Below are 24,958 nucleotides of genomic sequence, written 5' to 3' on the forward strand. Positions count from 1 at the left end.
AAAAACAGCAGCATTACAGTGAGTAAAGCTGCTGTTTAAAGAAGTAAATTTTGTCGTGGTTAATCGTAGGTATTGAGTACGATTTGTCGTTTTGTATCACCCGGCAACATAACACGTTGGGTACTGACCCCCAGGTAGTTTGGCCTTTCACTTCCTGCCGTAACCCGCGATCCGGTATCCTGACAATCATTTCGGGGTTTTTCGCCAGACATGTCCACACGGCATGTAGGCTCGACAACATGTGCAACAATTGTCAATTTTCCGTCAAGTGAATCAGAAGCAAATGCCTGCAAACTCATTCCATAAGCCAGTGTGATAATTCCCAAGAATAAACTAATTTTCATGTGTTCATTATTCCTGTAATGGGTCAGAAACAGCATGCAAGCTGCTTGTCCGTTGAATTATGGGATAACTTCCCTGCTAAAACCAATTGAAATTGTAGATTGATGAGATTGGTATGATCAATTTGAATGATGCATTAAGAGGAATTATTCGGAAAAGAACACGAATTATAGTGGCATGATGAATAATATTGGGCAGTTTGTTCACTCAATATATTCACCGTATCAATATATCATTAATACGGTGAATACGTACAACACCTTTCGCATCAGAAAAAATTACACCGCGCGGAAGGCAATTTCCCCAGGAATAACCTCTCCCTGCCAGTAGAGTTGTGCGGCGACACGGCCGGCCAGATCGCGGTAAATCGCGGTGAATTCACTGTCAGGACGACTGATAACCGTCGGCATACCGCGGTCGAGATCTTCACGCAAGGAAATATGCAGCGGCATCTGCCCCAGCAGTTGGGTGTGATATTGCTCAGCCAGCTTTTGTGCGCCACCCGTGCCGAAAATCGGTTCATGATGACCGCAGTTGCTGCAAATATGCATGCTCATATTTTCAACAATGCCCAGCACCGGTACTTCCACTTTTTCGAACATCACGATGCCTTTTTTCGCATCAATAAGCGCAATGTCCTGCGGCGTGGTGACCACGACCGCACCCGTTACCGGGATGTTCTGCGCCAGCGTCAGCTGAATGTCACCGGTGCCCGGCGGCATATCCAGAACCAGATAATCAAGATCCGGCCATAAGGTCTCTTGCAGCATTTGTAACAACGCCTTGCTGGCCATTGGTCCACGCCACACCATCGCATTGTCATCAGTTACCAGATACCCAATGGAATTGGTTGCCAGGCCATGAGACATAATCGGTGCCATATGGGTGCCATCTGGCGAGGTTGGACGCTGATTTTCCGCACCAAGCATGGTCGGAATGGACGGACCATAAATGTCGGCATCCAGAATACCTACTTTCGCGCCTTCGGCTGCCAGCGCCAGTGCCAGGTTCACCGCAGTAGAGGATTTACCCACACCACCTTTGCCGGAACTCACGGCAATGATGTTTTTCACACCATTAATACCCGGCTGGTTTTTCACACGCTTCAGCGTCGCAATGTTATGCGACAGCTTCCAGTCAATGGCTTTAGCACCGGTAATACGCAGTAAATCGGCACTGCATTGCTCTTTTAATGCTTCAAACGCGCTGTGCCATACGAATGGCATGACCAGCTCAACGTGCAACGTGTCGTCCATCCAGGCGACATGATGCAACGCTTTCAGCGTCGTCAGATTATGCTTCAGGGTTGAATGCTGAAAATTCGCCAGCGTCCCAGCGACCATGGCGCGCAGGGTTTCTGGTGATTTGGCCTGGGATTGTGCGTTCATCCCGACTCCTTTTTGTTGTTCTGAAAGTACAATAGTCACCAGGTAGTTTACTCCAACCGCAACAATTATTCATTTACGGATAAATGCCCTTATCGCTTGGCGCAGTAATTACCATTTTGGTACTATCAAAGCCCTTTTCACTACAAAAGAAGTAATTGCCCACTATGACTCAAGTCGCGAAGAAAATTCTGGTAACGTGCGCGCTGCCGTACGCCAACGGCTCAATCCACCTCGGCCATATGCTGGAGCACATCCAGGCTGATGTCTGGGTCCGTTACCAGCGAATGCGCGGCCACCAGGTTAACTTCATCTGCGCGGACGACGCACACGGTACGCCAATCATGCTGAAAGCACAGCAGCTTGGGATCACACCAGAGCAGATGATCGGTGAAATGAGTCAGGAGCATCAGACTGATTTTGCGGGTTTCGACATCAGCTATGACAACTATCACTCAACGCACAGCGAAGAGAACCGTGAACTGTCTGAACTGATTTACACGCGCCTGAAGGAGAACGGTTTTATTAAGAACCGCACCATCTCCCAGCTTTACGATCCGGAAAAAGGCATGTTCCTGCCGGATCGTTTTGTCAAAGGCACCTGCCCGAAATGTAAATCTCCGGACCAGTACGGCGATAACTGTGAAGTGTGCGGCGCAACCTACAGCCCGACCGAACTTATCGAGCCGAAATCCGTTGTTTCCGGTGCGACACCGGTAATGCGTGACTCCGAGCACTTCTTCTTCGATCTGCCGTCGTTCAGCGAAATGCTGCAGGCGTGGACGCGCAGCGGCGCATTGCAGGAGCAGGTTGCCAACAAAATGCAGGAGTGGTTTGAATCCGGCCTGCAGCAGTGGGATATTTCCCGCGATTCACCGTACTTCGGTTTTGAAATTCCGAATGCGCCGGGTAAGTATTTTTATGTCTGGCTGGATGCGCCAATTGGTTATATGGGTTCTTTCAAAAACCTGTGTGACAAACGTGGCGACACCGCCAGCTTTGATGAGTACTGGAAGAAAGACTCCGATGCTGAGCTGTATCACTTCATCGGTAAAGATATCGTCTACTTCCACAGCCTGTTCTGGCCTGCCATGCTGGAAGGCAGCAACTTCCGCAAACCGACTAACCTGTTCGTTCACGGGTATGTCACAGTAAACGGCGCGAAGATGTCCAAGTCTCGCGGTACCTTCATTAAAGCCAGCACCTGGCTGAAACACTTTGATGCCGACAGCCTGCGTTACTACTACACCGCGAAACTCTCTTCGCGCATTGATGATATCGACCTGAACCTGGAAGATTTTGTTCAGCGTGTTAACGCCGATATCGTCAACAAAGTAGTGAACCTGGCTTCCCGTAACGCAGGATTTATTGCGAAACGCTTTGACGGCATTCTGGCCGCCGAACTGGCCGATCCGGCACTGTACAAAACCTTTACCGACGCAGCTGCAGTCATCGGCGAAGCGTGGGAAAGCCGCGAATTCGGTAAAGCAATCCGCGAAATTATGGCGCTGGCCGACGTAGCCAATCGCTATGTTGACGAACAGGCACCATGGGTTGTGGCTAAACAGGAAGGCCGTGACGCCGACCTGCAGGCAATTTGCTCCATGGGTATTAACCTGTTCCGCGTCCTGATGACGTACCTGAAACCGGTACTGCCGACGCTTGCTGAACGTGTTGAGGCATTCCTGAACAGCGACCTGACCTGGGATTCCATTGAGCAACCGCTGCTCGGTCACAAGGTCAACACCTTTAAGGCCCTCTACAACCGTATCGACATGAAGCAAGTTGAAGCGCTGGTGGAAGCGTCCAAAGAAGAAGTGAAAGCCGCAGCCGCTCCGGTGACCGGCCCGTTAGCGGATGACCCTATCCAGGACACCATCACCTTTGACGATTTCGCCAAAGTCGATCTGCGCGTGGCGCTGATTGAAAACGCCGAGTTCGTGGAAGGTTCCGACAAACTGCTGCGTCTGACGTTGGATCTCGGTGGTGAGAAACGTAACGTCTTCTCCGGTATTCGCTCTGCCTACCCGGACCCGCAAGCCCTGATTGGCCGCCAGACCATTATGGTGGCGAACCTGGCTCCGCGTAAGATGCGTTTCGGTATCTCTGAAGGGATGGTAATGGCAGCAGGCCCTGGCGGAAAAGATATCTTCCTGTTAAGCCCGGATGACGGTGCTAAACCTGGTCAGCAGGTGAAATAACAATAAAGCCGGAGATAATCTCCGGCTTTTTTTTGTTTTTTTTCAGGCTGGCGGCTTCGCCTAACCCGGTCTTCAAATCCCGTAGCCCCTGCAAGCGCAGCGCCACTGGGCAAAAATCACGACTTCGCCTTATGTACTCGCGCAGTTAAACCACGCAAGAAATAACGCAAGAATTGATCGCCACATTCGCGATAGTTCTTATGATCCGGTGCACGCATCATTGCGGTGATTTCCGGCATTGATACGCGAAATTTCTGTTCGGTCATGATGGCCAGAATATCATCGGTTTTCAGTGAAAACGCGATGCGCAGTTTTTTCAGCACCGTATTGTTGTTAACACGACGTTCAATCGCCAGTTCCGGCGCAGAATCATCTTTTCCACGCAGATGGTAGATAAGACCGTTCAGGAAACCGGAGAGGATGATATCCGGGCAGCGAACAAACCCGTCTTCATCCTCTTTCGTCATCCAGGTGTCGAAACCTGCCGAGGTGGCTTCCATCTCAGCAAGCGCAAGAATGCGCACCATGTCGTTATTGTTCGCTTTCAGGGTGTAGCGCAGGCTACGAAGAATATCGTTACTTAGCATAGAGCCTTCAACTGTCGGTGATGCAATGGCGCGCAGTGTACCAGTTTTACAGGCCAATCGCCTCTTTTAGACTTTTGAGGTAACGACGGCTCACCGGGACAGTCAGTCCGTTACGCAAAATCAGCTCAGCCTGGCCATTATCTTCCAGACGGATTTCCTGCAAATGGGCCATGTTGACCAGGTATTGTCGGTGGCAGCGCAGCAGCGGAGTACGGCTCTCCAGTGTTCTAAGCGTCAGCTCGGTGAATCCTTCTTTGCCATCACTACTGGTCACATAAACACCACTCATACGACTGCTGACAAACGCCACATCATCCATTTGCAGCAGATAGATTCGGCTATGACCACTGCATGGAATGAACTTAAGCGCCTGCTGATGTTCCGGCAGTAACGACACATCCTGCTTCGTGCGCTCCTGACGTAAACGGATCAGCGTTTTCTCCAGCCGCGTTTCTTCAATCGGCTTAAGCAGATAATCAAAGGCATGCTCTTCAAAGGCTTTCACGGCATATTCATCAAAAGCGGTGAGAAAAACGATATATGGGCGATGCTCGGGGTCAAGCATACCCACCATTTCCAATCCGCTAATACGCGGCATCTGAATATCGAGGAACAGCACATCCGGGCGTAGTTTATGTACTGCACCAATGGCCTCTACCGCATTCGAACACTCTCCGACTATCTCGATGTCGCTTTGCTCCTGTAACAGGATCCGCAGATTCTCCCGCGCTAACGGTTCATCATCGACAATCAGCACTTTGATCATGCCAGTTCCTCCAGGGGAAGTCGTAAAGTAATTCGGGTAAAGAGGTCAGGCTCACAGGCTACGCTGATACCAAAATCATCGCCAAACCGTTCCCGCAGGCGTTTGTCCACCAGACTCATTCCAAGCCCACTGGACTCCGTCGTGGGCTGATACAGCCCGGCATTATCTTCAATATCCAGCATCAGATACTGCCCTTCCTGACGAGCAGTGATAGAGACTTCTCCGGTATCAAGTAGCTGGGAAGTGCCATGCTTAATCGCATTCTCGACTATCGGTTGCAGAGTAAACGCAGGCAATTGCTGATGCGCAAGCGCTTCCGGGACCGTTAAGGTCACCTGCAGGCGGGACTGGAATCGTGCCTTTTCAATTTGTAGATAGGCATTTACGTGTTCTATTTCATCAGCCAGCGTCACAATTTCCGACGGGCGTTTTAAATTCTTACGAAAGAAAGTCGAGAGATATTGCACCAATTGGCTGGCCTGTTCGCTGTCACGACGGATCACGGCTTTGATCGTATTCAACGCGTTAAACAGAAAATGGGGATTAACCTGAGCGTGCAGAAGTTTGATTTCTGACTGCGTCAGCATCGCTTTTTGTCGCTCATATTGGCCGGCCAGGATTTGCGCGGAAAGCAACTGGGCGATCCCTTCCCCCAGCGTGCGGTTAATTGAGCTAAAGAGACGGTTTTTGGCTTCATACAGTTTAATCGTCCCCATCACCCGCTGGTTTTCACCACGCAACGGGATCACCAGCGTCGACCCTAATTTGCATTGCGGATGCAGTGAACAGCGATAAGGCACTTCGTTACCGTCGGCATACACAACTTCTCCGGTTTCAATCGCCCGTTGGGTGTATGAAGAGGATATGGGCTTGCCTGGCAGGTGATGGTCATCACCAATGCCAGTAAAGGCCAGCAACTTCTCGCGGTCAGTAATCGCCACCGCACCGATATCCAACTCTTCATACAGCACCTGAGCAACCTTCATGCTGTTAACCTCATTAAATCCCTGTCGCAGAATCCCCTCCGTAGAGGCGGCAACTTTTAGCGCAGTGGCAGAAAACGCCGAGGTATATTTTTCAAACATCGCACGTTTGTCGAGCAGAATACGCATAAACAACGCAGCACCAACGGTATTGGTCACCATCATCGGTGCGGCAATGTTACTGACCAGGTGCAATGCATTCTCAAAGGGACGCGCAATCAGCAAAATGATGAGCATCTGCACCAGTTCGGCAACAAAGGTAATCGCGCCAGCCGTCAGCGGACTAAACACTTTATCAGTACGGCCCCGTCGAGTAAGTACACTGTGTACCAGCCCTCCAAGCAGGCCTTCCACTATGGTCGAAATCATGCAACTGAGTGCCGTCATGCCCCCCATCGAATAGCGATGAAGACCGCCGGTCAGGCCAACCAGTCCCCCAACAACAGGCCCGCCAAGTAGCCCGCCCATCACCGCGCCGATGGCACGGGTGTTTGCAATGGAGTCTTCAATATGCAGCCCAAAGTAGGTGCCCATAATGCAAAAGATGGAGAAGGTGACGTAACACAGAAGTTTGTGCGGCAGTCGGATAGTGACCTGCATCAGCGGGATAAACAGGCGCGTCTTGCTCATTAGCCACGCGATAACGAGAAACACGCACATCTGCTGAAGCAGCAGCAACACCAGATTAAACTCGTACATACCCGCCAACCACACATTTCTTAAAAGCGCGTAACATACATGGGCTGCGCGTAACTTTCTTTGAACTGTTGCAAAAAAACAGGAATTTGTGAGAACGATCACTCGAAAGCGCGAGTATGACGACAATCTCACCCTTCTTCTGATCAAAAAACAGACAAAACTACCTGGTTCGCAAAAGAGCGTCTAAAGTAAAACTGGGACCTCGCGAGCAAGAGTGAGACAACGATGGCGCTTTACACGATAGGTGAAGTGGCTTTGCTTTGTGATATTAACCCTGTCACTTTACGTGCATGGCAGAGGCGTTACGGATTACTAAAACCTCAGCGTACAGACGGGGGGCATCGCCTGTTTAACGATGCGGACATTGACAGGATCCGTGAGATAAAACGCTGGATAAATAATGGCGTTCAGGTCAGTAAAGTTAAAATGTTACTCAGCAATGAGAACATTGATGTGCATAACGGCTGGCGTGAGCAACAAGAAACGCTATTGAGTTATTTGCAAAGTAACAATCTGCACAGCCTCAGGTTGTGGATCAAAGAGCGTGGTCAGGATTACCCTGCGCAAACGCTCAATACGCATTTGTTCATTCCCTTACGCCGACGTCTGCAATGCCAACAGCCCATTCTTCAGGCGCTATTGGGGATCCTTGACGGTGTGCTCATCAATTATATTGCGATTTGCCTTGCCTCGGCGCGTAAAAAACAGGGTAAAGATGCCCTGGTGGTCGGCTGGAATATCCACGATACCACCCGCTTATGGCTGGAAGGTTGGGTCGCCAGCCAGCAAGGATGGCGTGTTGATGTACTGGCCCACTCGCTCAATCAGCTACGGCCTGAGCTGTTTGAAGGGCGCACCCTACTCGTCTGGTGTGGTGAGAACCAAACCCCTGCACAACACCAACAACTGGAAGAGTGGCGCGCGTTAGGTCACGATATTTATCCACTCGGTATTTAATATTTTATTAACAAACGTGTACAATCCTTATATTCACATAAGGAGTACAAAATGAGCGCAGCTAAAATCGGTGTTATAACCCTCTTCCTGCTGATGGCTATCGGTGGTATCGGCGGCGTGATGCTGGCTGGTTATACTTTTATTTTACGTGCCGGGTAAGGTAGTACGCTAATCGCTCAAACCCGCGATCGATAATGACTGCGGCCAATGCGACCAGCAGCGCCCCCTGGATCACATAGGCGGTATTAAACCCGCTTAACCCAATGATAATCGGTGTTCCCAGCGTATTCGCACCAACGGTAGAGGCTATCGTTGCGGTGCCAATATTAATAATCACTGACGTGCGAATCCCGGCCAGAATAACCGGTGCCGCGAGCGGAAGTTCGACTTTACGTAGCCGCTGCCCATGACTCATGCCCATCCCGCTGGCAATATCTATTACGCTGGCAGAGATCCCTCCCAGCCCTGCCAGCGTTGCCTGTAAGATCGGTAACACCCCATACAGGATCAGCGCGATAATCGCAGGCTCCGAGCCAAACCCCATCACCGGCACGGCGATCGCCAGCACCGCGACCGGCGGAAAAGTTTGCCCCACTGCGGCAATTGTTTCGACCAAAGGTCTGAACTCTACTCCCCATGAGCGGGTTACCGCTACACCTGCCCCAACCCCAATAATGACAGCAATCAGGCTTGAAATACCCACCAGCGTGAAATGCGCCAACGCCAGCGCCGTAAAGCTCTCTTGCTGATAAACAGGACGCGGCAATTGGGGAAACAACGCGCTGAACAGTGCCTGGCTGTGGGGCAATCCCACCAGCAACACCAGGAACAGCGCAATGAGCCACAGCAGAGGATCAAGCAGATGTTTCACAGTGCGGTGCCTCCGAAAGCAGATCGTGAAAATGCAGCGTACCGCGGGCCGCACCCTGAGCATTAACTACCGGCAACACATCACAGCCCCGGGCAACAAAAACAGATAGCGCATCACGTAACGTCATCTCGTCCACCAACGGCTCACCGGCCAACTGTTCACCACGACGGGTAAAATCCCCCACCGTGCGCAGCGACAGCAGTCTTACACCCAGTTCACTGTGGCCAAAAAAGGTCTGCACGAAATCATTAGCAGGCGCAGTCAACATCGACAGCGGCGTGCCTTGCTGTACCACCTTGCCCGCATCCATTAACACCAGGTGCTCCGCCAGTCTCAGCGCTTCATCAATATCATGCGTCACCAACACGATGGTTCGACCCAACAGACGATGGATACGGGTCATCTCCTGCTGTAGCGCACTGCGTGTTACCGGGTCCAGCGCGCCAAAAGGTTCGTCCATCAGCAGTACCTGAGGGTCAGCCGCCAGCGCACGAGCCACACCGACTCGCTGCTGTTGACCACCGGAAAGCTGATGCGGATAACGGTGACGCAAATCCGCTTCCAGCCCCAGTAGCGCCATCAGTTCTTCTGTTCGGTCATCAATACGCGCACGCGACCACTTTTGCAGCTGTGGTACGGTGGCAATGTTCTGGGCGACAGTCCAGTGTGGAAACAAACCAATCGACTGGATGGCATAGCCCATGCGTCGTCTTAATTCCAGCACCGGCAGGCTACGGATCTCTTCCCCGGCAAAACGGATCTGACCACTGTCATGCTCGACCAGACGGTTGATCATTTTCAGCGTGGTGGACTTCCCCGAACCGGAGGTCCCGATTAATACCGAAAAGCTCCCTTCGCCTAAATGCAGATTGAGATCGCTCACGGCCTGTTGCTGGTTATAGGTTTTATTGACATGGCTAAATTCAATCATCGTTTGTCACCTTCAGCAGCGCTAAGCCTAAATCAAACAGCGCATCAATCAGCACTGCCAGTACCACCACCGGAATCACGCCCAGTAGCACTAAATCAACGGCGCTACTGAGCAGTCCCTGAAAGACCAGCGCGCCAAACCCGCCTGCACCAATCAATGCGGCAATGACCGCCATCCCCACCGTCTGAACCATCATCACCCGCAAACTGCGCAGGAAAATGGGTAGCGCTAACGGAAGTTGCACCGAAATAAAACGCTGACGCGCACTCATCCCCATAGCACGCGCACTTTCCAGCACATCACGCGGAACCTGATTCAGCCCGGCCACCACGCCACGAACCAATGGCAATAATGCATACAGCACCAGCGCAATCAGTGCGGGCGTCAGCCCCGTTCCCGCGACACCGAGCGAGCTAAGCCACGGGAAATGCTTAACCAGTCCGGCAAGCGGCGCTATCAACAAGCCAAACAATGCGACGGAGGGGATCGTCTGGATGATATTCAGCACGGCAAATATTGGCCCCTGACGCGCAGCAGAAAAGGTGCACCAGATACCCAGCGGCACGCCAATACACAGCGCAGGCACCACAGTACCGAACAGAATAGTCAGGTGCTGCGCCAGAGCATCATCAAAGACATCCTGGCGGTTGGCATATTCTTTGAGCAAAGAAAGATCGTTAAGGGTACCGGACAGCAACAGCACCACTGGCACAATGACAATTTGCGCATGCAGTACCCAGCGCCACAGCGGCTGAGCGGTAATACGCCGAATGGCGTCACTGCCAGCCAGCAACAGCACCCCTACCCCAAGCCAGAAACCGCTCCCCAGGCTGGTTCTGGCGACAGCAGTTCCCGTCTGAGCCAGATGCGTTGCCGTTTTCCCGGCCATAAACAACGCCGCAATCACCAGTAACTGGACAACAACCAGCGTCAATACATTGCCGGATTTACCGGGTATGAAGCATAGAACCACGAGCAGTAAAAATGTCGCCGCCAGTCCCCACACCATGTGGGGCCAGACCTCCCAAAGTTGGCGACCTTCACCGGAAACCAGACGATTAGGGGCATAGCTGATGAAAGGAAGCGCGGCTGCGGCCGCGGTCAGAACCACCAGCAGCAACAGCACCCAATTAACTGATATCTTTGACACAACACTCACCTGCTGCAAATCCGTTACTTCACCCATCCTTTTTGCTTCAGGTAATCTGCAGCGACTTTTTTCGCATCCAGCCCCTCAACGGCGATACTGGCGTTGAGCCGCTGCAGCGTTTTTTCATCCAGACTGGCAAAGACCGGCTGTAGCCATTCCCCCATTTGCGGGTACTCCTTGAGTACCACGTCACGCACGACGGGCGCAGGTGCGTAAATGGGCTGAACCCCTTTGGGATCGCTTAATGTTTGCAGCCCCAGCGCAGCAACAGGGCCATCGGTTCCGTAAGCCATTGCGGCATTAACGCCGGAGGTCTGCTGCGCCGCAGCTTTAATTGTCACCGCAGTATCGCCCCCTGCCAGTGACAACAATTGGTTCTGATTGAGCTTGAAGTCATACGCTTTTTCAAAGGCGGGCAGCGCGTCTGCACGTTCAATAAACTCGGCGGAGGCCGCCAGTTTGAACGCCCCCCCCTCTTTCAGGTAGCGGCCTAAATCCGCAAGAGAGACAAGTTTGTTTTTTTCAGCGATATCCTGGCGTACTGCAATAGTCCAGGTATTGTTGGCTGGCGCAGGCGTAAGCCAGATCAGTTTATTTTGCTCAGCGTCCAGTTTTTTCACTTTCTCGAAACCTGCCCGCGCATTTTTCCACGCGGGGTCGTTTTCATCTTTAAAAAAGAACGCGCCATTGCCGGTATATTCCGGATAAATATCCAGCTCACCGGAAGTGATGGCCCCACGCACCACGGGCGTCGTGCCCAGTTGCACTTTATTGACCGTTTTCACACCGTGGCTTTCAAGCACCTGCATAATAATATTGCCGAGCAGCGCCCCTTCGGTATCAATTTTTGACCCCACAGTGACGGGTGACGCGGCCTGTAAAGGCAAGCTTATCGTGGCCAGCAACGCCAGCGAACCCACCCATACCTTTGAGATTATCATGCTGCTCTCCTCATCCTTTTGCTGCCCTTTTCAGAGACTTGAGGAAAAAGCATAGTTGAAAAATCCAGTCTTAACCTGGCTATTGGGGGGTAACACTGAGAGTTATTAGCGGTACGGCGAGCACAAAATAAAAAAATCCGGTAAACCCAACGTGAATTTACCGGATGATACGATTTCGCAGGCCTGATAAGCGTAGCGCTATCAGGCACTGTCGGTGGCTTTATTCACCCATTACAGCAGTTCAAACTCGCCCTGCTTCACTCTGGCAGAGTCCACGCCGATAAAGACGTTAAATTTGCCCGGCTCCGCATCGTATTTCATCTGCTGGTTCCAGAACTTCAGCGCATCAATATCAATGGGGAAACTGACGGTCTGGGTTTCACCTGGCTTGAGGTTCACTTTCTCAAAGCCTTTCAGCTGTTTGACCGGCCGACTCATCGAGGCCGTCACATCCTGTAAATACATCTGAATGACTGTCGCCCCTTCACGCTTGCCGGTATTGGTTACCTGCACGCTGGCAGTCACTGTTCCGTCACGTTTCATTGTCGGTGCAGAGAGCTTCACATCAGACACGGTAAACGTGGTGTAGCTCAGACCATAGCCAAAGGGATACAACGGACCATTCGCTTCATCAAAGTAGCGCGATGTATATTTGTTCGGCTTATCGGCGTTATACGGGCGACCGGTATTAAGATGGCTGTAATAGACCGGGATCTGCCCCACCGATCGTGGGAAAGACATCGGTAGCTTACCTGACGGGTTATAATCGCCAAACAGCACATCAGCAATGGCGTTACCCCCTTCGGTCCCGGCAAACCAGGTCTCGAGGATCGCATCAGCCTGCTGATCTTCCTTCACCAATGCCAGTGGGCGACCGTTCATCAGCACCAGCACCAGCGGTTTCCCGGTTGCTTTCAGCGCAGCAATCAGATCACGCTGGCTTTGCGGGATAGTGATATCGGTTCGACTAGAGGCTTCATGCGCCATCCCCTGCGCTTCACCCACTACCGCAACAACCACGTCAGACTGTTTCGCCGCGTTAACGGCTTCATCAATCATCGCCTGCGGCGAGCGTGGGTCAACTTTCACCGCCTCTTCGTACAGGTTAAGGAAGTCAACAATACCTTTATCGTTGGTGATATTCGCCCCTTTGGCGTAGACCACTTTACCTTTATCACCCAGGGCATTTTTAATGCCTGTCAGCACCGTGACAGACTGTTCGGCAACACCCGCCGCAGACCAGCTACCCATGACATCACGTTTGCTGTCTGCTAACGGTCCGACAACTGCCACGGTTGCTGTTTTTTTCAGTGGCAATGTTTCCAGACGGTTTTTCAGCAATACCAGGCTTTCACGCGCCACGTCACGGGCTTCTTTGCGATGCAAACGGCTTTCAGCATTGGTATCTTGTGGGTCAGAGTCTTTCGACCCCAGGTGGCTGTACGGGTCGTTAAACAGACCCATATCATATTTTACATTCAGTACATGGCGCGCGGCATCGTCGAGCTCCGCCATCGTAACCTTGCCCGACTTAATCAGTCCCGGCAGATACTTACTGTAATATTCATCGCTCATGCTCATGTTAATACCGGACGTGATCGCCACGCGCACAGCATCTTCAGGGTCGGACGCGGTTCCATGCTTAATCAATTCTTTAATTGCGCCGTGATCGGAAACCGTTATGCCTTTAAAGCCCCACTTATCGCGCAGCACGTCTTTGAGCAGCCAGGCATCAGAGGTGGCAGGCGTCCCATTCAGTGAATTAAGCCCCACCATCACCGCACCGCTACCGGCATCCAGTCCGGCCTTGTACGGCGGCATGTAGTCGTTAAATAAACGCTGCGGACTCATATCCACAGTGTTGTACTCTTTACCGCCCTCAACGGCGCCATAAGCAGCGAAGTGCTTGACGCTGGTCATCACTGAATAGCGATCGGCCGGGCTTTTCCCCTGCATCGCTTCCACCATGGTTTTGCCCATGATGGCAGTTAAATACGTATCTTCACCAAAACCTTCGGACGCACGGCCCCAACGCGGATCGCGGGAGACATCAACCATCGGCGCCCAGGTCATATTCAGACCATCGTCTGCGGCTTCATACGCAGAAATTCGGCCAACTGTTCTGACCGCATCAAGGTTAAAAGAGGATGCCAGGCCAAGGCTTATCGGAAACACGGTACGTTGACCGTGAAGCACGTCATAGGCGAAAAAGAGAGGGATTTTCAGGCGGCTGAGTTCCATAACCTGATCCTGCATCTTACGGATATCCTGGCGAGTGACGGTGTTAAAAATCGCCCCTACCTGTCCGTCTTTGATCATCTCACGGATGGCTTCTTTCGGGTTATCAGGTCCAACGCTTATCAAACGCAATTGCCCAATTTTCTCATCCACGGTCATCTGTTTGAGTAAATCGGTCACAAACGCATCCCGCGCTTCAGGCGTCAGTGGATGGTTACCAAACAAGGTGTCCGCCAGCGCTGGTTGCAACGCCAGGCCCACCGCGACACCTACAGAACATAGCCATTTCATGTTGATTCTCTCTTAATTTCTACCCGACGAGGCAGCGAAAATATAACAAAAACCGCAGCTTGCCGTAAGCCTAAACGGGAGCGGGGAAGAAAGCTAAGGATATTCTCTGAATTTTCAAAACCAGCATGAATCAGTGGGATACAACACAGAGACAATGCGAATGAGAAAGCGTATTGTCATACATAGCGCTATGCTTGTTCCTGATATTGAGTCCCACCACAAGGAGTGGAGAATGTCTTCCATTACAACAACTGATAATAAAGCGTTTCTGACTGAATTGACCCGACTGGTCGGCCATTCACACCTGCTCACCGAACCAGCCAAAACTGCCCGTTATCGTAAAGGCTTCCGCTCGGGCCAGGGCGATGCGCTCGCCGTCGTTTTCCCTGGCTCGCTATTAGAATTGTGGCGTGTCCTCAACGCCTGCGTCTCGGCTGACAAAATAATCCTGATGCAAGCCGCCAATACCGGTCTGACCGAAGGCTCTACCCCTAGCGGCAATGATTACGATCGCGACATCGTTATCATCAGTACTCTGCGCCTCGATAAGCTGCACGTCATCGGCAACGGTGAACAGGTGCTGGCTTATCCGGGTACGACACTTTATTCGCTGGAAAAGGCGCTCAAACCTTTTGGCCGTGAACCGCATTCGGTGATCGGCTCTTCCTGCATCGGTGCTTCCGTTATCGGCGGTATCTGCAACAACTCTGGCGGCTCGCTGGTACAACGTGGTCCGGCATACACAGAAATGTCGCTCTTTGCACGCATTGATGAGCAGGGCAAGTTACAGCTGGTCAACCATCTGGGTATCGAGCTGGGTCAGACGCCGGAGCAGATCCTCAGTAAACTCGACGACGAGCGGATCAAAGATGATGATGTCCAGCACGATGGGCGTCACGCACACGATCATGATTACGTCACCCGCGTCAGAGATATTGAGGCCGATACGCCGGCACGCTATAACGCAGACCCTGAGCGTTTGTTTGAATCTTCTGGTTGCGCCGGAAAGCTTGCGGTGTTCGCCGTGCGCCTGGATACCTTTGAGGCTGAGAAAAACCAGCAGGTATTCTATATCGGTACCAACCAGCCAGAAGTGCTGACAGAAATCCGCCGTCATATTCTGGCCAAATTTGAGCATCTGCCGGTCGCGGGTGAATATATGCACCGCGATATCTATGACATCGCCGAAACTTATGGCAAAGATACGTTTCTGATGATCGACAAACTCGGCACTGACAAAATGCCGTTTTTCTTTACGCTGAAAGGCCGCACCGATGCGATGCTGGAAAAAGTGAAAATTTTCCGACCGCACTTTACCGACCGGGCGATGCAGAAGTTTGGTCATTTATTCCCCAGCCATTTACCGGCACGGATGAAAAGCTGGCGTGATAAATACGAACATCACCTGCTGTTAAAAATGGCCGGTGGCGGTGTAGCGGAAGCACAGAGTTGGCTGACTGAGTTTTTCAAAACCGCAGAAGGTGATTTCTTTGCCTGTACACCGGAAGAAGGTAGCAAGGCCTTTTTGCACCGCTTCGCAGCGGCGGGCGCGGCCATTCGATATCAGGCCGTCCATGCGGATGAGGTGGAGGATATACTGGCACTGGATATTGCGCTGCGCCGTAACGATACCGAATGGTATGAGCACCTGCCGCCAGAAATAGACAGCAAGCTGGTGCATAAGCTCTACTACGGCCACTTCATGTGTTATGTCTTCCATCAGGATTACATCGTGAAGAAAGGTGTGGATGCTCACGAACTGAAAGAGCAAATGCTGGTGTTACTGCGTGAGCGCGGGGCACAATATCCTGCAGAACATAACGTGGGGCATCTGTATAAAGCACCAGAAACATTGACGCGTTTTTATCGCGAGAACGACCCGACCAACAGTATGAATCCAGGTATTGGTAAAACCAGTAAGCAGAAGTACTGGAAAGAGTCGTAGGCCCGATAAGCGTAAGCGCCATCGGGCACGTTGCCGGGGGCGCTTCGCTTGCCCGGCCTACGGTTTAATCGTTTTGCGCGGTTTGCTCACCTGTCGCTGAACCCGCTGCCGCCATCTGGGCGGCTTTTTGCTTTTTATAACTCAGCGCCGCGGCCGGAACAGGCATCACCTTACCGGTTTCAATCCAGGTGCGTAAACGACTGGCATCAGCAAAGTGGGTATATTTGCCAAAGGCATCCATAACCACCAGTGCTACCGGCTTGTTATTAATGACCGTACGCATCACCAGGCAGTGACCGGCGGCATTAGTAAACCCCGTTTTGGTGAGCTGAATGTTCCAGTTATCACGGTACACCAGATGGTTGGTGTTACGGAACGGCAGCGTATAAGCCGGATTAGCAAAGGTCGCCATGTCTTCACGCGTCGTACTCAACTGACCAATCAGCGGATACTGCTTGCTGGCAATCAGCAGTTTAGTGAGATCACGCGCCGTCGAGACGTTATGAATCGATAACCCGGTCGGTTCCACGAAGCGCGTCTGGGTCATTCCCAACGACTTCGCCTTCGCATTCATCGCCTTGATAAATGCGTTATAACCGCCCGGATAGTGGTGCGCCAGGCTTGCCGCTGCGCGGTTTTCTGAGGACATCAGCGCCAGTAGCAGCATATTCTTACGACTGATCTCACTGTTCAGACGCACACGAGAGTAGATGCCTTTCATTTCCGGCGTCTGGCTGATATCAACTTTCAGTTTTTCATCCAGCGGCAGTCGTGCATCAAGCACCACCATCGCCGTCATTAATTTGGTAATCGACGCAATCGGACGCACGAGGTCCGGGTGGTTCGAATAGATAACTTTGTTGGTATTCAGATCAACTATCATCGCACTACCAGAAGCAATCTCAGGTTGAGATGCCGCTGCAGTAGTCGCCGTTTTCGCTACGGCTTGGGGTGCAAAAGGAACGGCCAGCACCAGGGCAAGACTTAATAATGAAACTCGGAATTTCAGCATGATGAGGTTTCTGATAATGGTTCACGCACGTCACAACGCACACCGCCTGAAATAAGGATTATCTCAGGCTAGCTCTGGCATCATAGCGATCCGGCAGGTTTGCCGCTACAGAAGAATCATCTCGAAATGCTGCGTTGCTGACTTTTACGTCAACAACGCAGCGCAGACAGGTTGTACACCTAGAACAATCGGTACCCGTAGCCCCACAGGATCACCGTAATCGCCAGCAGAACCTCCAGCACCAGCACACCGATCGCCAGCGTTGAACTGGAAAAGCTCAGCCCTTCTTCTTTCGTGATATTCAGGAACGTTGGAATACCGAGATAGAGTAAATAGCCGGTGTAAAAAAGCGCGATGGTTCCCACGAGCGCACACAGCCAGACCAGCGGATACAGCGCCACCAGCCCGCTTAAAAACAGCGGCGTGGCAACATATCCGGCAAAGACCATACAATGCGCCAGCGACGGGCGTCGCGAGTAATTCCGCGCCATCCACCAGATCACTCTGCCCATAATGGCCACACCCGCCAGCATCACACCGTAAAACAGAATTGCCATCGCAAATCCGGTAAACAGGGATAACTTCAGGATATTGCCGTCGCCAAAATTCCAGCCAATTTGCGTGGTGCCAATAAACGCACAAATCACCGGGATTGCCGCCATCAGCAGTACATGGTGGGTATAGTGATGCGAAACACTTTCGTTTTCGCTGTTGATCACGTGCATTTCACGATCGGGATGGGAAAACAGCCCCCAGACATGGTTCATACCGCCCCCTTCTTGTCAGCTCCGGACCTCAACACTTCAAGTATAATTCAGCTTTTGATTATTTTATGTACACATGAAAAATACCGATGCGCTGAATTACTGCTTTTCCGGCATGAACAATTCACTGGGTGTATGCTATGGAGCGTGGAGGTCATACAACGTATGGATATAACGCATTATGTTGAGCAATACGGCTATGCGGCGCTGATTATTGGCAGCCTTGCCGAAGGCGAAACCATTACCTTGCTAGGCGGTGTTGCTGCGCATCAGGGAATTCTTAAATTTCCGCTGGTGGTACTCTCCGTCGCGTTGGGCGGGATGATTGGCGATCAGTTGCTCTTTTTACTTGGGCGTCGTTATGGCGGCAAAATTTTACGTCGTTTCTCGCGTCATCGGGCAAAAATCCACTACGCGCAGAAGATGATCCAACGGCGTCCCTATCTGTTTGTGGTCGGCACGCGCTTTATGTACGGCTTTCGCGTCATTGGTCCGTTGCTGATTGGAGCCAGCCACCTGCCGCCGAAGATTTTCATCCCACTGAATATCCTGGGGGCGTTTGTCTGGGCTTTGCTGTTTACCACGCTCGGCTATGTGGGTGGTGAAGTGATTGCCCCATGGTTGCATAGCCTCGACCAGCATATTAAACATGGGATCTGGTTGGTTTTGGTTATCGGCGTTGTAGTGGCTGCCCGCTGGTGGATGAAACGGCGAAGTAAACGCAAAGAACAGGCAAATTGACCCGACAGCGGCTTCTGCCGGGTCAGACTATCAGGAGGCGCGGTAACCGCCGCCCAGTGCGCTGGTCAGCTGTATAGACGCATCCAGCCACTGTCCCTGTAGAACCAGACCATTAAGCTGTTCGCGTAATGCCGGAATTTTGGCCTCGCTAACCCGGGAACCCGCAATGATACCGGCGCTATATCGTGCCTGTGCAAGCCCCACGACGCGCTGTGCGTCATGTTCAATTTGCTGCTGGTGCTGGTTCTTCTGCGCCAGCGTTTCTACCTGTGATGCCGCACGCGCCACGTCATTCACCGCATCGACCACTGCCTTGTTGTACTTTGCCACCGTCAGGTTGCTCTGCGCTTTCGTGATATCGAGATTCGCATTCAGTCTGCCGCTATCAAAAATAGGCAGCGTCAGTCCAGCCGTCACGCCCATCTGCTGTGCAGAATGGCGGAACAAATCGCTCAGATGTAGCGCATCCTGCTGTAAAAACGCCATCAGGTTAACGTCCGGATAGAATGCCGCTTTTGCCGCATCAATGCTGCTCAGCGTTGACTCGATGTACCAGTGTGCGGCCTGTAAATCAGGGCGGCGGGCCAGCAGCGAATAACCAAGCTGGGACGGTAGCTGGCTTTCTACCGCCGGTAGCGCCGTTGCTTTAAGCTTCATGACGGAAGATTGCGAGTTGGTCAGTGCGCTCAGCCGCGCCTCTATCACCTTCATTTTGCCGCTGACATCGTTCAGCTGCTGCTCCGTTTTACTGGAATCGATATCCGTCTCAACACCTTCGACAGAAGAGGTAATCCCGTTTTGATACAGTTGACGATCGACGGTGATGACGTTCTGCTGCTCGTTTTTAATCTGCGTCAGTACGGTTTTCAGCGCCGCCTGTGTCTGCCACTCCCAGTACAAACGCGATACACCGCTCGCCAGTAACTGCCGAGTTTGCTCACGCTCAGCCTCACGCGCTTTCACCTCACCAATACGCGCCGCCACTTCAGCCCGGTTTTTACCCCACAGATCCAGATTCCAGCCTGCGGTTAAACCAAAGGTGCCGTTGGTGTACCACGGTCCAGTAGTGCCTGCCGCAGGATCGGTAATGGCAAACGGTCCCATTAAACCTTCTGCCGACATTCTTTGACGTTCAACGTCTGCAGAAAAATCAACCTCTGGACCATCCTGCGCCTGAACCGCTTTAGCCTGCGCTTCTGCCAGTTGAATGCGCTGTTCTGCTACCTGCATATCTGGAGAATTCTTGAGGGTACTGTCAATCAACGCATTCAGCTGTGGATCGTGATACGCCTTCCACCATTGGCTATCCGGCCAACCATTTTTTAATGCCGCAGGCAACGCGGAGTCAACGTTCACAGCGGGCGTCTGCTGTGACAGCGATTGGCGATTGTCATGCATAGGTGCACAACCGACCATCAAAATAAGCAGCGGCAAACATGCCGTTGCAACAAGAACAGAGTTACGATTCATGGGAATATACGGGTAAGAAAAGATGCACAGAGAGTACGACTTACCGCATTCTCTTTTTTAGTTACGCGTGGCAATACATCTTTTGAAATAAAATCACATAATTAAGAAACATATACATAACATATGGTTCTGTCAAAATAATTCCACTGAATTATAAATGGAGGCGTAATGTCACAAACGCTTATCAGGCCTACGAATTACGCGTCCGTTCCGTAGGCCGGATAAGGCGATTACGCCGCCATCAGGCGATAATAGGGATGGCCTGAATCGCGCGTGCAATATCCGGTGAATTATTCAACGCCCTAATTTCCTGAAACAGTTCTGTCGCTTCAACATATTCTTTACGAAGATAGCCCAGCCACTGTTTGATACGCGCCACATGATACAGCCCGGTATCACCCTGTTTTTCCAGTCGGGTATATTTTTGCAGTAACGTCACAACTTCAGGCCATGGCATACGCGGTTCGTTATATTTCACCACGCGACTCAAATTCGGGATATTAAGCGCACCGCGCCCGATCATGACGGCATCGCATCCGCTGATAGCCATACAGTCCTGTGCGCTTTGCCAGTCCCAGATCTCACCATTCGCAATAACCGGGATATTGAGACGCTGGCGGATCTCGCCAATTGCCTGCCAGTTAATATGCTCGGCCTTATAACCTTGCTCTTTCGTTCGCCCGTGCACCACCAACTCGCTGGCACCAGCCTGCTGGACGGCATCAGCGATTTCGAACTGCCTGTCACTGCTGTCCCAGCCCAGACGCACTTTTACCGTCACCGGTAAATGGGCCGGAACCGCATCACGCATGGCCTTAGCGCCACGGTAAATCAGCTCAGGGTCCTTCAGTAACGTTGCGCCACCGCCGCTGCCATTCACCAGCTTCGACGGGCAGCCACAGTTTAGATCGACGCCATATGAACCCAGCTCAACCGCGCGGGCTGCATTTTCTGCCAGCCACTGCGGATACTGCCCCAGCAGTTGTATACGCACCGGCGTACCGGATGTCGTGCGGCTGGCGTTAAGCAGCTCAGGACAAATGCGGTGAAAGACTTTTACCGGCAGCAGTTGATCCACCACGCGAACAAATTCGGTGATACAGAGATCATAATCATTCACTTCAGTCAGCAGCTCGCGCACCAGTGAGTCGAGCACGCCTTCCATCGGCGCCAGTAAAACACGCATATTGTTACCCGCAAAAAAGAGAGGCGCTATGGTAACGTCTCTATGCAGGAGATTAAAGCGTCTCAGCGCCGGGCACAGGTTTGGTTATGCTGATTGGGGGCATTGCCTGATGTTCCAGATATCTATTTCCACTATGCTTAGAATTCATGATGTGATCGGTAGCACGTTTTAAAGTTTAATTGTATGATAAATCAGTCTCGTCAAGGGTTTCAATTATGAGCAAGTCACTGAACATTATCTGGCAATATTTACGCGCATTCGTCCTCATTTATGCCTGCCTCTATGCAGGTATTTTTCTTGCCTCACTGCTGCCTATAACGATTCCGGGCAGCATTATCGGCATGCTGATTCTGTTTGTATTACTGGCATTACAGATCTTACCGGCAAAATGGGTAAACCCGGGTTGCTACGTACTGATCCGTTACATGGCCCTGCTGTTTGTCCCGATTGGTGTGGGGATCATGCAGTACTTTGACTTGCTACGCGCACAATTTGGTCCGGTCGTGGTGTCCTGCACCATCAGTACACTGGTCGTATTCCTGGTAGTGAGCTGGAGCTCGCACATTGTTCACGGCGAACGCAAAATCGTTGGTCAAAAAGGGTCTAAACAATGATGTCGTATATCTGGTGGTCGTTACCCCTCACTCTGGCGGTATTTTTTGCTGCACGTAAGCTGGCAGCTCGATGCAAACTGCCGTTGCTAAATCCGCTGCTCGTCGCGATGGTAGTGATTATTCCCTTTCTGATGCTGACCGGTATCCCCTACGATCACTACTTCAAAGGCAGCGAAGTGCTGAACGATTTATTGCAACCTGCTGTCGTTGCTCTGGCCTATCCGTTATATGAACAGCTGCACCAAATCCGTGCCCGCTGGAAATCCATTATCGCAATCTGTTTTGCCGGCAGTGTCGTGGCCATGGTCACAGGCACATCTATTGCCCTGCTGATGGGGGCTTCACCAGAGATTGCCGCCTCTATTATGCCTAAATCGGTCACCACACCTATCGCTATGGCTGTGGGCGGGAGTATTGGTGGTATTCCGGCAATCAGCGCAGTGTGCGTTATTTTTGTCGGTATCCTCGGTGCCGTATTTGGCCATACCCTGCTGAATGCAATGCGCATTCGCACTAAAGCAGCACGTGGGCTGGCAATGGGTACGGCTTCACACGCCCTGGGCACGGCTCGCTGTGCTGAACTGGACTACCAGGAAGGCGCATTTAGCTCACTGGCGCTGGTGATTTGCGGGATTATCACCTCATTGGTTGCCCCCTTCCTGTTCCCGGTTATCCTGGCAGTGGTAGGCTAATCTGCATTTTTAAGCTGTTTATTTGCGATGCGTTGCACATTTTTAATTTAAGTTTCATAAGTTGCATACACAATGAGATTTAGATCACATATAAAGCCCTGTCAGGCCCGTAAACTACGGTTCCATTACATTGTTATGAGGCAACGCCATGCATCCACGTTTTCAAACTGCTTTTGCCCAACTCGCGGATAACTTGCAATCAGCCCTGGCCCCTATTCTGGCGGATGTACATTTCCCCGCCATGCTGACGGCTGAGCAGGTATCTTTGCTTAAACGCGAATCGGGACTGGACGAAGACGCGCTGGCATTCGCTCTGCTGCCTTTAGCTGCGGCCTGCGCACGCACTCCGCTGTCCAACTTCAACGTTGGCGCGATCTCACGTGGTATCAGCGGAACCTGGTATTTCGGTGGGAACATGGAGTTTCTGGGTGCCACAATGCAGCAAACCGTTCACGCCGAGCAGAGCGCTATTAGCCATGCCTGGTTACGTGGCGAAAAAGGACTCGCCGCGATTACCGTCAACTACACCCCTTGCGGGCACTGCCGTCAGTTTATGAATGAGCTGAACAGCGGACTGGATTTACGTATTCACCTGCCTGGGCGTGAACCACACGCACTACGCGACTATCTGCCGGACGCTTTTGGGCCAAAAGATCTCGACATCAAGACGCTGTTGATGGACGACCAGGATCACGGCTTCGCGCTGCAAGGCGATGCGCTGACCCAGGCGGCGATTGCCGCAGCAAACAGATGCCATATGCCCTACAGCAACTCCCCGAGCGGCGTGGCGCTGGAGTGTAAAGATGGACAGATTTTCAGCGGTAGTTATGCTGAAAACGCCGCCTTCAACCCAACACTGCCACCGTTGCAGGGTGCATTAAACCTGTTGAGTCTTAACGGTTACGACTATCCGGACATTCAACGTGCGGTGCTGGCAGAAAAAGCGGATGCGGCGCTTATCCAGTGGGATGCGACGTCTGCCACGCTGAACGCGCTGGGTTGCGACAATATCGAGCGCGTACTACTCGGTTAAGTCGTGACGCCCGGTGGCGCTGCGCTTACCGGGCCTAAAAGCCAACCGTACAGTATGTTGGCCCGATAACGCCGCGTCATCGGGCAACAGTGACTAAAATCCCCTCAATCAGACTGCTGTTTCTTGCGCTCCGCCGTTGGGTACAGTAGCCTGATTGAAATTCCATCCAATTATCGAGTTTTCTGCATGTTAAAGCGCGTGTTTTACAGCTTGTTAGTCCTGGTAGGCTTGCTGCTGTTGACAGTGCTTGGGCTCGACAGATGGATGAGCTGGAAGACGGCCCCCTACATCTATGACGAATTACAGGATCTCCCCTACCGTCAGGTTGGTGTTGTCCTGGGCACGGCAAAATACTACCGTACCGGCGTCATCAATCAGTATTACCGCTACCGCATTCAGGGCGCATTAAATGCGTATAACAGCGGCAAAGTAAACTATCTGCTCCTTAGCGGCGACAACGCACAGCAAAGCTATAACGAACCGATGACGATGCGTAAGGACTTGATTGCCGCGGGCGTCGATCCCGCTGACATCGTGCTCGATTACGCAGGGTTCCGTACGCTTGATTCGATTGTACGCACCCGCAAAGTATTCGATACCAACGATTTCATCATCATTACTCAGCGATTCCACTGTGAGCGCGCATTGTTTATTGCGCTACATATGGGCATTCAGGCTCAGTGCTATGCGGTACCCTCGCCAAAAGATATGCTTACCGTGCGGGTACGCGAATTTGGCGCTCGCTTTGGTGCGCTGGCCGATCTCTACCTTTTTAAACGCGAGCCACGTTTTTTAGGTCCGCTGGTACCTATCCCGACCATGCATCAGGTACCCGATGATGCTCAGGGATATCCGGCAGTCACTCCGGAACAATTACTCGAATTACAAAAGAAACAAGGAAAATAAGCATGGATGTACAAACACTCTTCGTCGTATTGGCCTTTCTGCTCATTCCCCTCTTTTGTTTCCGGGAAGCCTGGAAAGGATGGCGCTCCGGAGCCGTAGATAAAATTAAGAAGAATGCGCGCGAACCGGTTTATGCTTATCGCTCTCAAGAGCCATTGCAATTTTGGTCCTATGTGCTGGTTTATGCCGGATGCGGATGTTTATCATTGGGTATGGTTGTTTATTTGGTATTTTATCGTTAACGATATTGTCT

24 protein-coding genes are annotated in these 24,958 nt (G+C 51.9%); 10 read left to right on the top strand and 14 right to left on the bottom strand.

Annotation, left to right across the window (positions count from 1 at the left end; genetic code table 11):
• Positions 1–59 precede the first annotated feature (59 nt).
• Positions 60–344, bottom strand: a complete 285-nt coding sequence (locus NNO02_RS16400; RefSeq protein WP_271455266.1) for a DUF2574 family protein — start codon at positions 342–344, stop codon at positions 60–62.
• A 276-nt stretch (positions 345–620) separates the two neighbouring features.
• Positions 621–1,730 carry an iron-sulfur cluster carrier protein ApbC gene (apbC, locus tag NNO02_RS16405; RefSeq protein ID WP_040230634.1) on the bottom strand — a complete coding sequence of 370 codons (1,110 nt, stop codon included), beginning with the start codon at positions 1,728–1,730 and terminating at the stop codon, positions 621–623.
• Positions 1,731–1,894: 164 nt separating this feature from the next.
• Between apbC and metG the strand changes: the two genes are divergently transcribed.
• Complete coding sequence (gene metG, locus NNO02_RS16410; RefSeq protein WP_271455267.1) at positions 1,895–3,928, top strand: methionine--tRNA ligase; 2,034 nt, start codon at positions 1,895–1,897, stop codon at positions 3,926–3,928.
• A gap of 116 nt (positions 3,929–4,044) precedes the next feature.
• On the opposite strand, the gene NNO02_RS16415 is transcribed toward metG, so the two are convergent.
• Genes NNO02_RS16415 through NNO02_RS16425 form a run of 3 tightly spaced genes read right to left on the bottom strand, consistent with a single transcriptional unit; the run spans position 4,045 to position 6,963 of the window.
• A complete protein-coding gene (locus tag NNO02_RS16415) occupies positions 4,045–4,515 on the bottom strand; it encodes a DUF1456 family protein (RefSeq protein ID WP_137382304.1) in 471 nt (156 codons plus the stop codon).
• A 46-nt stretch (positions 4,516–4,561) separates the two neighbouring features.
• Positions 4,562–5,281: a two-component system response regulator BtsR gene (gene btsR, locus NNO02_RS16420; protein WP_005129174.1), complete on the bottom strand. Its 720-nt coding sequence runs from the start codon at positions 5,279–5,281 to the stop codon at positions 4,562–4,564.
• On the bottom strand, positions 5,278–6,963 hold the full coding sequence (locus NNO02_RS16425; RefSeq protein ID WP_271440050.1) for a sensor histidine kinase: 1,686 nt from the start codon (positions 6,961–6,963) through the stop codon (positions 5,278–5,280). The genes btsR and NNO02_RS16425 overlap by 4 nt, the downstream gene beginning before the upstream one ends.
• A gap of 225 nt (positions 6,964–7,188) precedes the next feature.
• Here NNO02_RS16425 and mlrA point away from each other — a divergent pair, with 225 nt between their 5' ends.
• Positions 7,189–7,920 carry an HTH-type transcriptional regulator MlrA gene (gene mlrA, locus NNO02_RS16430; RefSeq protein ID WP_271440051.1) on the top strand — a complete coding sequence of 244 codons (732 nt, stop codon included), beginning with the start codon at positions 7,189–7,191 and terminating at the stop codon, positions 7,918–7,920.
• Between the two features lie 51 nt (positions 7,921–7,971).
• Positions 7,972–8,079 (top strand): protein YohO, encoded by a 108-nt coding sequence (locus NNO02_RS16435; protein ID WP_003027354.1) that lies wholly within the window; start codon positions 7,972–7,974, stop codon positions 8,077–8,079.
• Here NNO02_RS16435 and NNO02_RS16440 read toward each other — a convergent pair.
• The 5 genes from NNO02_RS16440 to bglX all read right to left on the bottom strand — a co-directional run bounded on the left by NNO02_RS16440 (position 8,060) and on the right by bglX (position 14,342).
• Positions 8,060–8,791: an ABC transporter permease gene (locus NNO02_RS16440; RefSeq protein WP_271455268.1), complete on the bottom strand. Its 732-nt coding sequence runs from the start codon at positions 8,789–8,791 to the stop codon at positions 8,060–8,062. The genes NNO02_RS16435 and NNO02_RS16440 overlap by 20 nt on opposite strands.
• The gene (locus tag NNO02_RS16445; RefSeq protein ID WP_271449631.1) at positions 8,775–9,722 is read right to left on the bottom strand and encodes an ABC transporter ATP-binding protein; all 948 of its coding nucleotides are present in this window, start codon (positions 9,720–9,722) and stop codon (positions 8,775–8,777) included. Before NNO02_RS16445 ends, NNO02_RS16440 begins: the two co-directional genes overlap by 17 nt.
• Positions 9,715–10,908, bottom strand: coding sequence for an ABC transporter permease (locus NNO02_RS16450; RefSeq protein WP_271455269.1), 1,194 nt, complete (start codon positions 10,906–10,908; stop codon positions 9,715–9,717). Before NNO02_RS16450 ends, NNO02_RS16445 begins: the two co-directional genes overlap by 8 nt.
• Positions 10,896–11,813 carry a glycine betaine ABC transporter substrate-binding protein OsmF gene (gene osmF, locus NNO02_RS16455; protein ID WP_271455270.1) on the bottom strand — a complete coding sequence of 306 codons (918 nt, stop codon included), beginning with the start codon at positions 11,811–11,813 and terminating at the stop codon, positions 10,896–10,898. The genes NNO02_RS16450 and osmF overlap by 13 nt, the downstream gene beginning before the upstream one ends.
• A 231-nt stretch (positions 11,814–12,044) precedes the next feature.
• Positions 12,045–14,342, bottom strand: coding sequence for a beta-glucosidase BglX (gene bglX, locus NNO02_RS16460; RefSeq protein WP_271440056.1), 2,298 nt, complete (start codon positions 14,340–14,342; stop codon positions 12,045–12,047).
• A gap of 232 nt (positions 14,343–14,574) precedes the next feature.
• On the opposite strand from bglX, the gene dld reads away from it, so the two are divergent.
• Positions 14,575–16,287, top strand: a complete 1,713-nt coding sequence (dld, locus tag NNO02_RS16465) for a D-lactate dehydrogenase (protein ID WP_271440057.1) — start codon at positions 14,575–14,577, stop codon at positions 16,285–16,287.
• Positions 16,288–16,351: 64 nt separating this feature from the next.
• On the opposite strand, the gene pbpG is transcribed toward dld, so the two are convergent.
• Complete coding sequence (gene pbpG, locus NNO02_RS16470) at positions 16,352–17,299, bottom strand: D-alanyl-D-alanine endopeptidase (protein ID WP_048211180.1); 948 nt, start codon at positions 17,297–17,299, stop codon at positions 16,352–16,354.
• Positions 17,300–17,478: 179 nt separating this feature from the next.
• Positions 17,479–18,066 carry a Yip1 family protein gene (locus NNO02_RS16475; protein WP_005129189.1) on the bottom strand — a complete coding sequence of 196 codons (588 nt, stop codon included), beginning with the start codon at positions 18,064–18,066 and terminating at the stop codon, positions 17,479–17,481.
• 162 nt (positions 18,067–18,228) lie between these two features.
• Here NNO02_RS16475 and NNO02_RS16480 point away from each other — a divergent pair, with 162 nt between their 5' ends.
• Positions 18,229–18,804, top strand: a complete 576-nt coding sequence (locus NNO02_RS16480; protein WP_271440058.1) for a DedA family protein — start codon at positions 18,229–18,231, stop codon at positions 18,802–18,804.
• Positions 18,805–18,834: 30 nt separating this feature from the next.
• Here NNO02_RS16480 and mdtQ read toward each other — a convergent pair whose 3' ends face one another.
• Complete coding sequence (gene mdtQ, locus NNO02_RS16485) at positions 18,835–20,274, bottom strand: multidrug resistance outer membrane protein MdtQ (protein ID WP_271455271.1); 1,440 nt, start codon at positions 20,272–20,274, stop codon at positions 18,835–18,837.
• A gap of 241 nt (positions 20,275–20,515) precedes the next feature.
• Positions 20,516–21,460 (bottom strand): tRNA dihydrouridine(16) synthase DusC, encoded by a 945-nt coding sequence (dusC, locus tag NNO02_RS16490; protein ID WP_137382293.1) that lies wholly within the window; start codon positions 21,458–21,460, stop codon positions 20,516–20,518.
• A 215-nt stretch (positions 21,461–21,675) separates the two neighbouring features.
• Here dusC and NNO02_RS16495 point away from each other — a divergent pair, with 215 nt between their 5' ends.
• The 5 genes from NNO02_RS16495 to NNO02_RS16515 all read left to right on the top strand — a co-directional run bounded on the left by NNO02_RS16495 (position 21,676) and on the right by NNO02_RS16515 (position 24,947).
• Positions 21,676–22,074, top strand: a complete 399-nt coding sequence (locus NNO02_RS16495) for a CidA/LrgA family protein (protein WP_005129194.1) — start codon at positions 21,676–21,678, stop codon at positions 22,072–22,074.
• Positions 22,071–22,766 carry a CidB/LrgB family autolysis modulator gene (locus NNO02_RS16500; protein ID WP_202038276.1) on the top strand — a complete coding sequence of 232 codons (696 nt, stop codon included), beginning with the start codon at positions 22,071–22,073 and terminating at the stop codon, positions 22,764–22,766. Before NNO02_RS16495 ends, NNO02_RS16500 begins: the two co-directional genes overlap by 4 nt.
• A 148-nt stretch (positions 22,767–22,914) precedes the next feature.
• Positions 22,915–23,799, top strand: a complete 885-nt coding sequence (gene cdd, locus NNO02_RS16505; protein ID WP_137382291.1) for a cytidine deaminase — start codon at positions 22,915–22,917, stop codon at positions 23,797–23,799.
• 186 nt (positions 23,800–23,985) lie between these two features.
• Positions 23,986–24,705, top strand: coding sequence for an outer membrane permeability protein SanA (gene sanA / locus NNO02_RS16510; protein WP_137382290.1), 720 nt, complete (start codon positions 23,986–23,988; stop codon positions 24,703–24,705).
• Between the two features lie 2 nt (positions 24,706–24,707).
• Positions 24,708–24,947, top strand: a complete 240-nt coding sequence (locus NNO02_RS16515; RefSeq protein WP_137382289.1) for a DUF2542 family protein — start codon at positions 24,708–24,710, stop codon at positions 24,945–24,947.
• The last annotated feature ends 11 nt before the right edge of the window (positions 24,948–24,958 follow it).

The organism is Citrobacter sp. Awk 2 (genome assembly GCF_028069815.1).
Lineage (GTDB): Bacteria > Pseudomonadota > Gammaproteobacteria > Enterobacterales > Enterobacteriaceae > Citrobacter.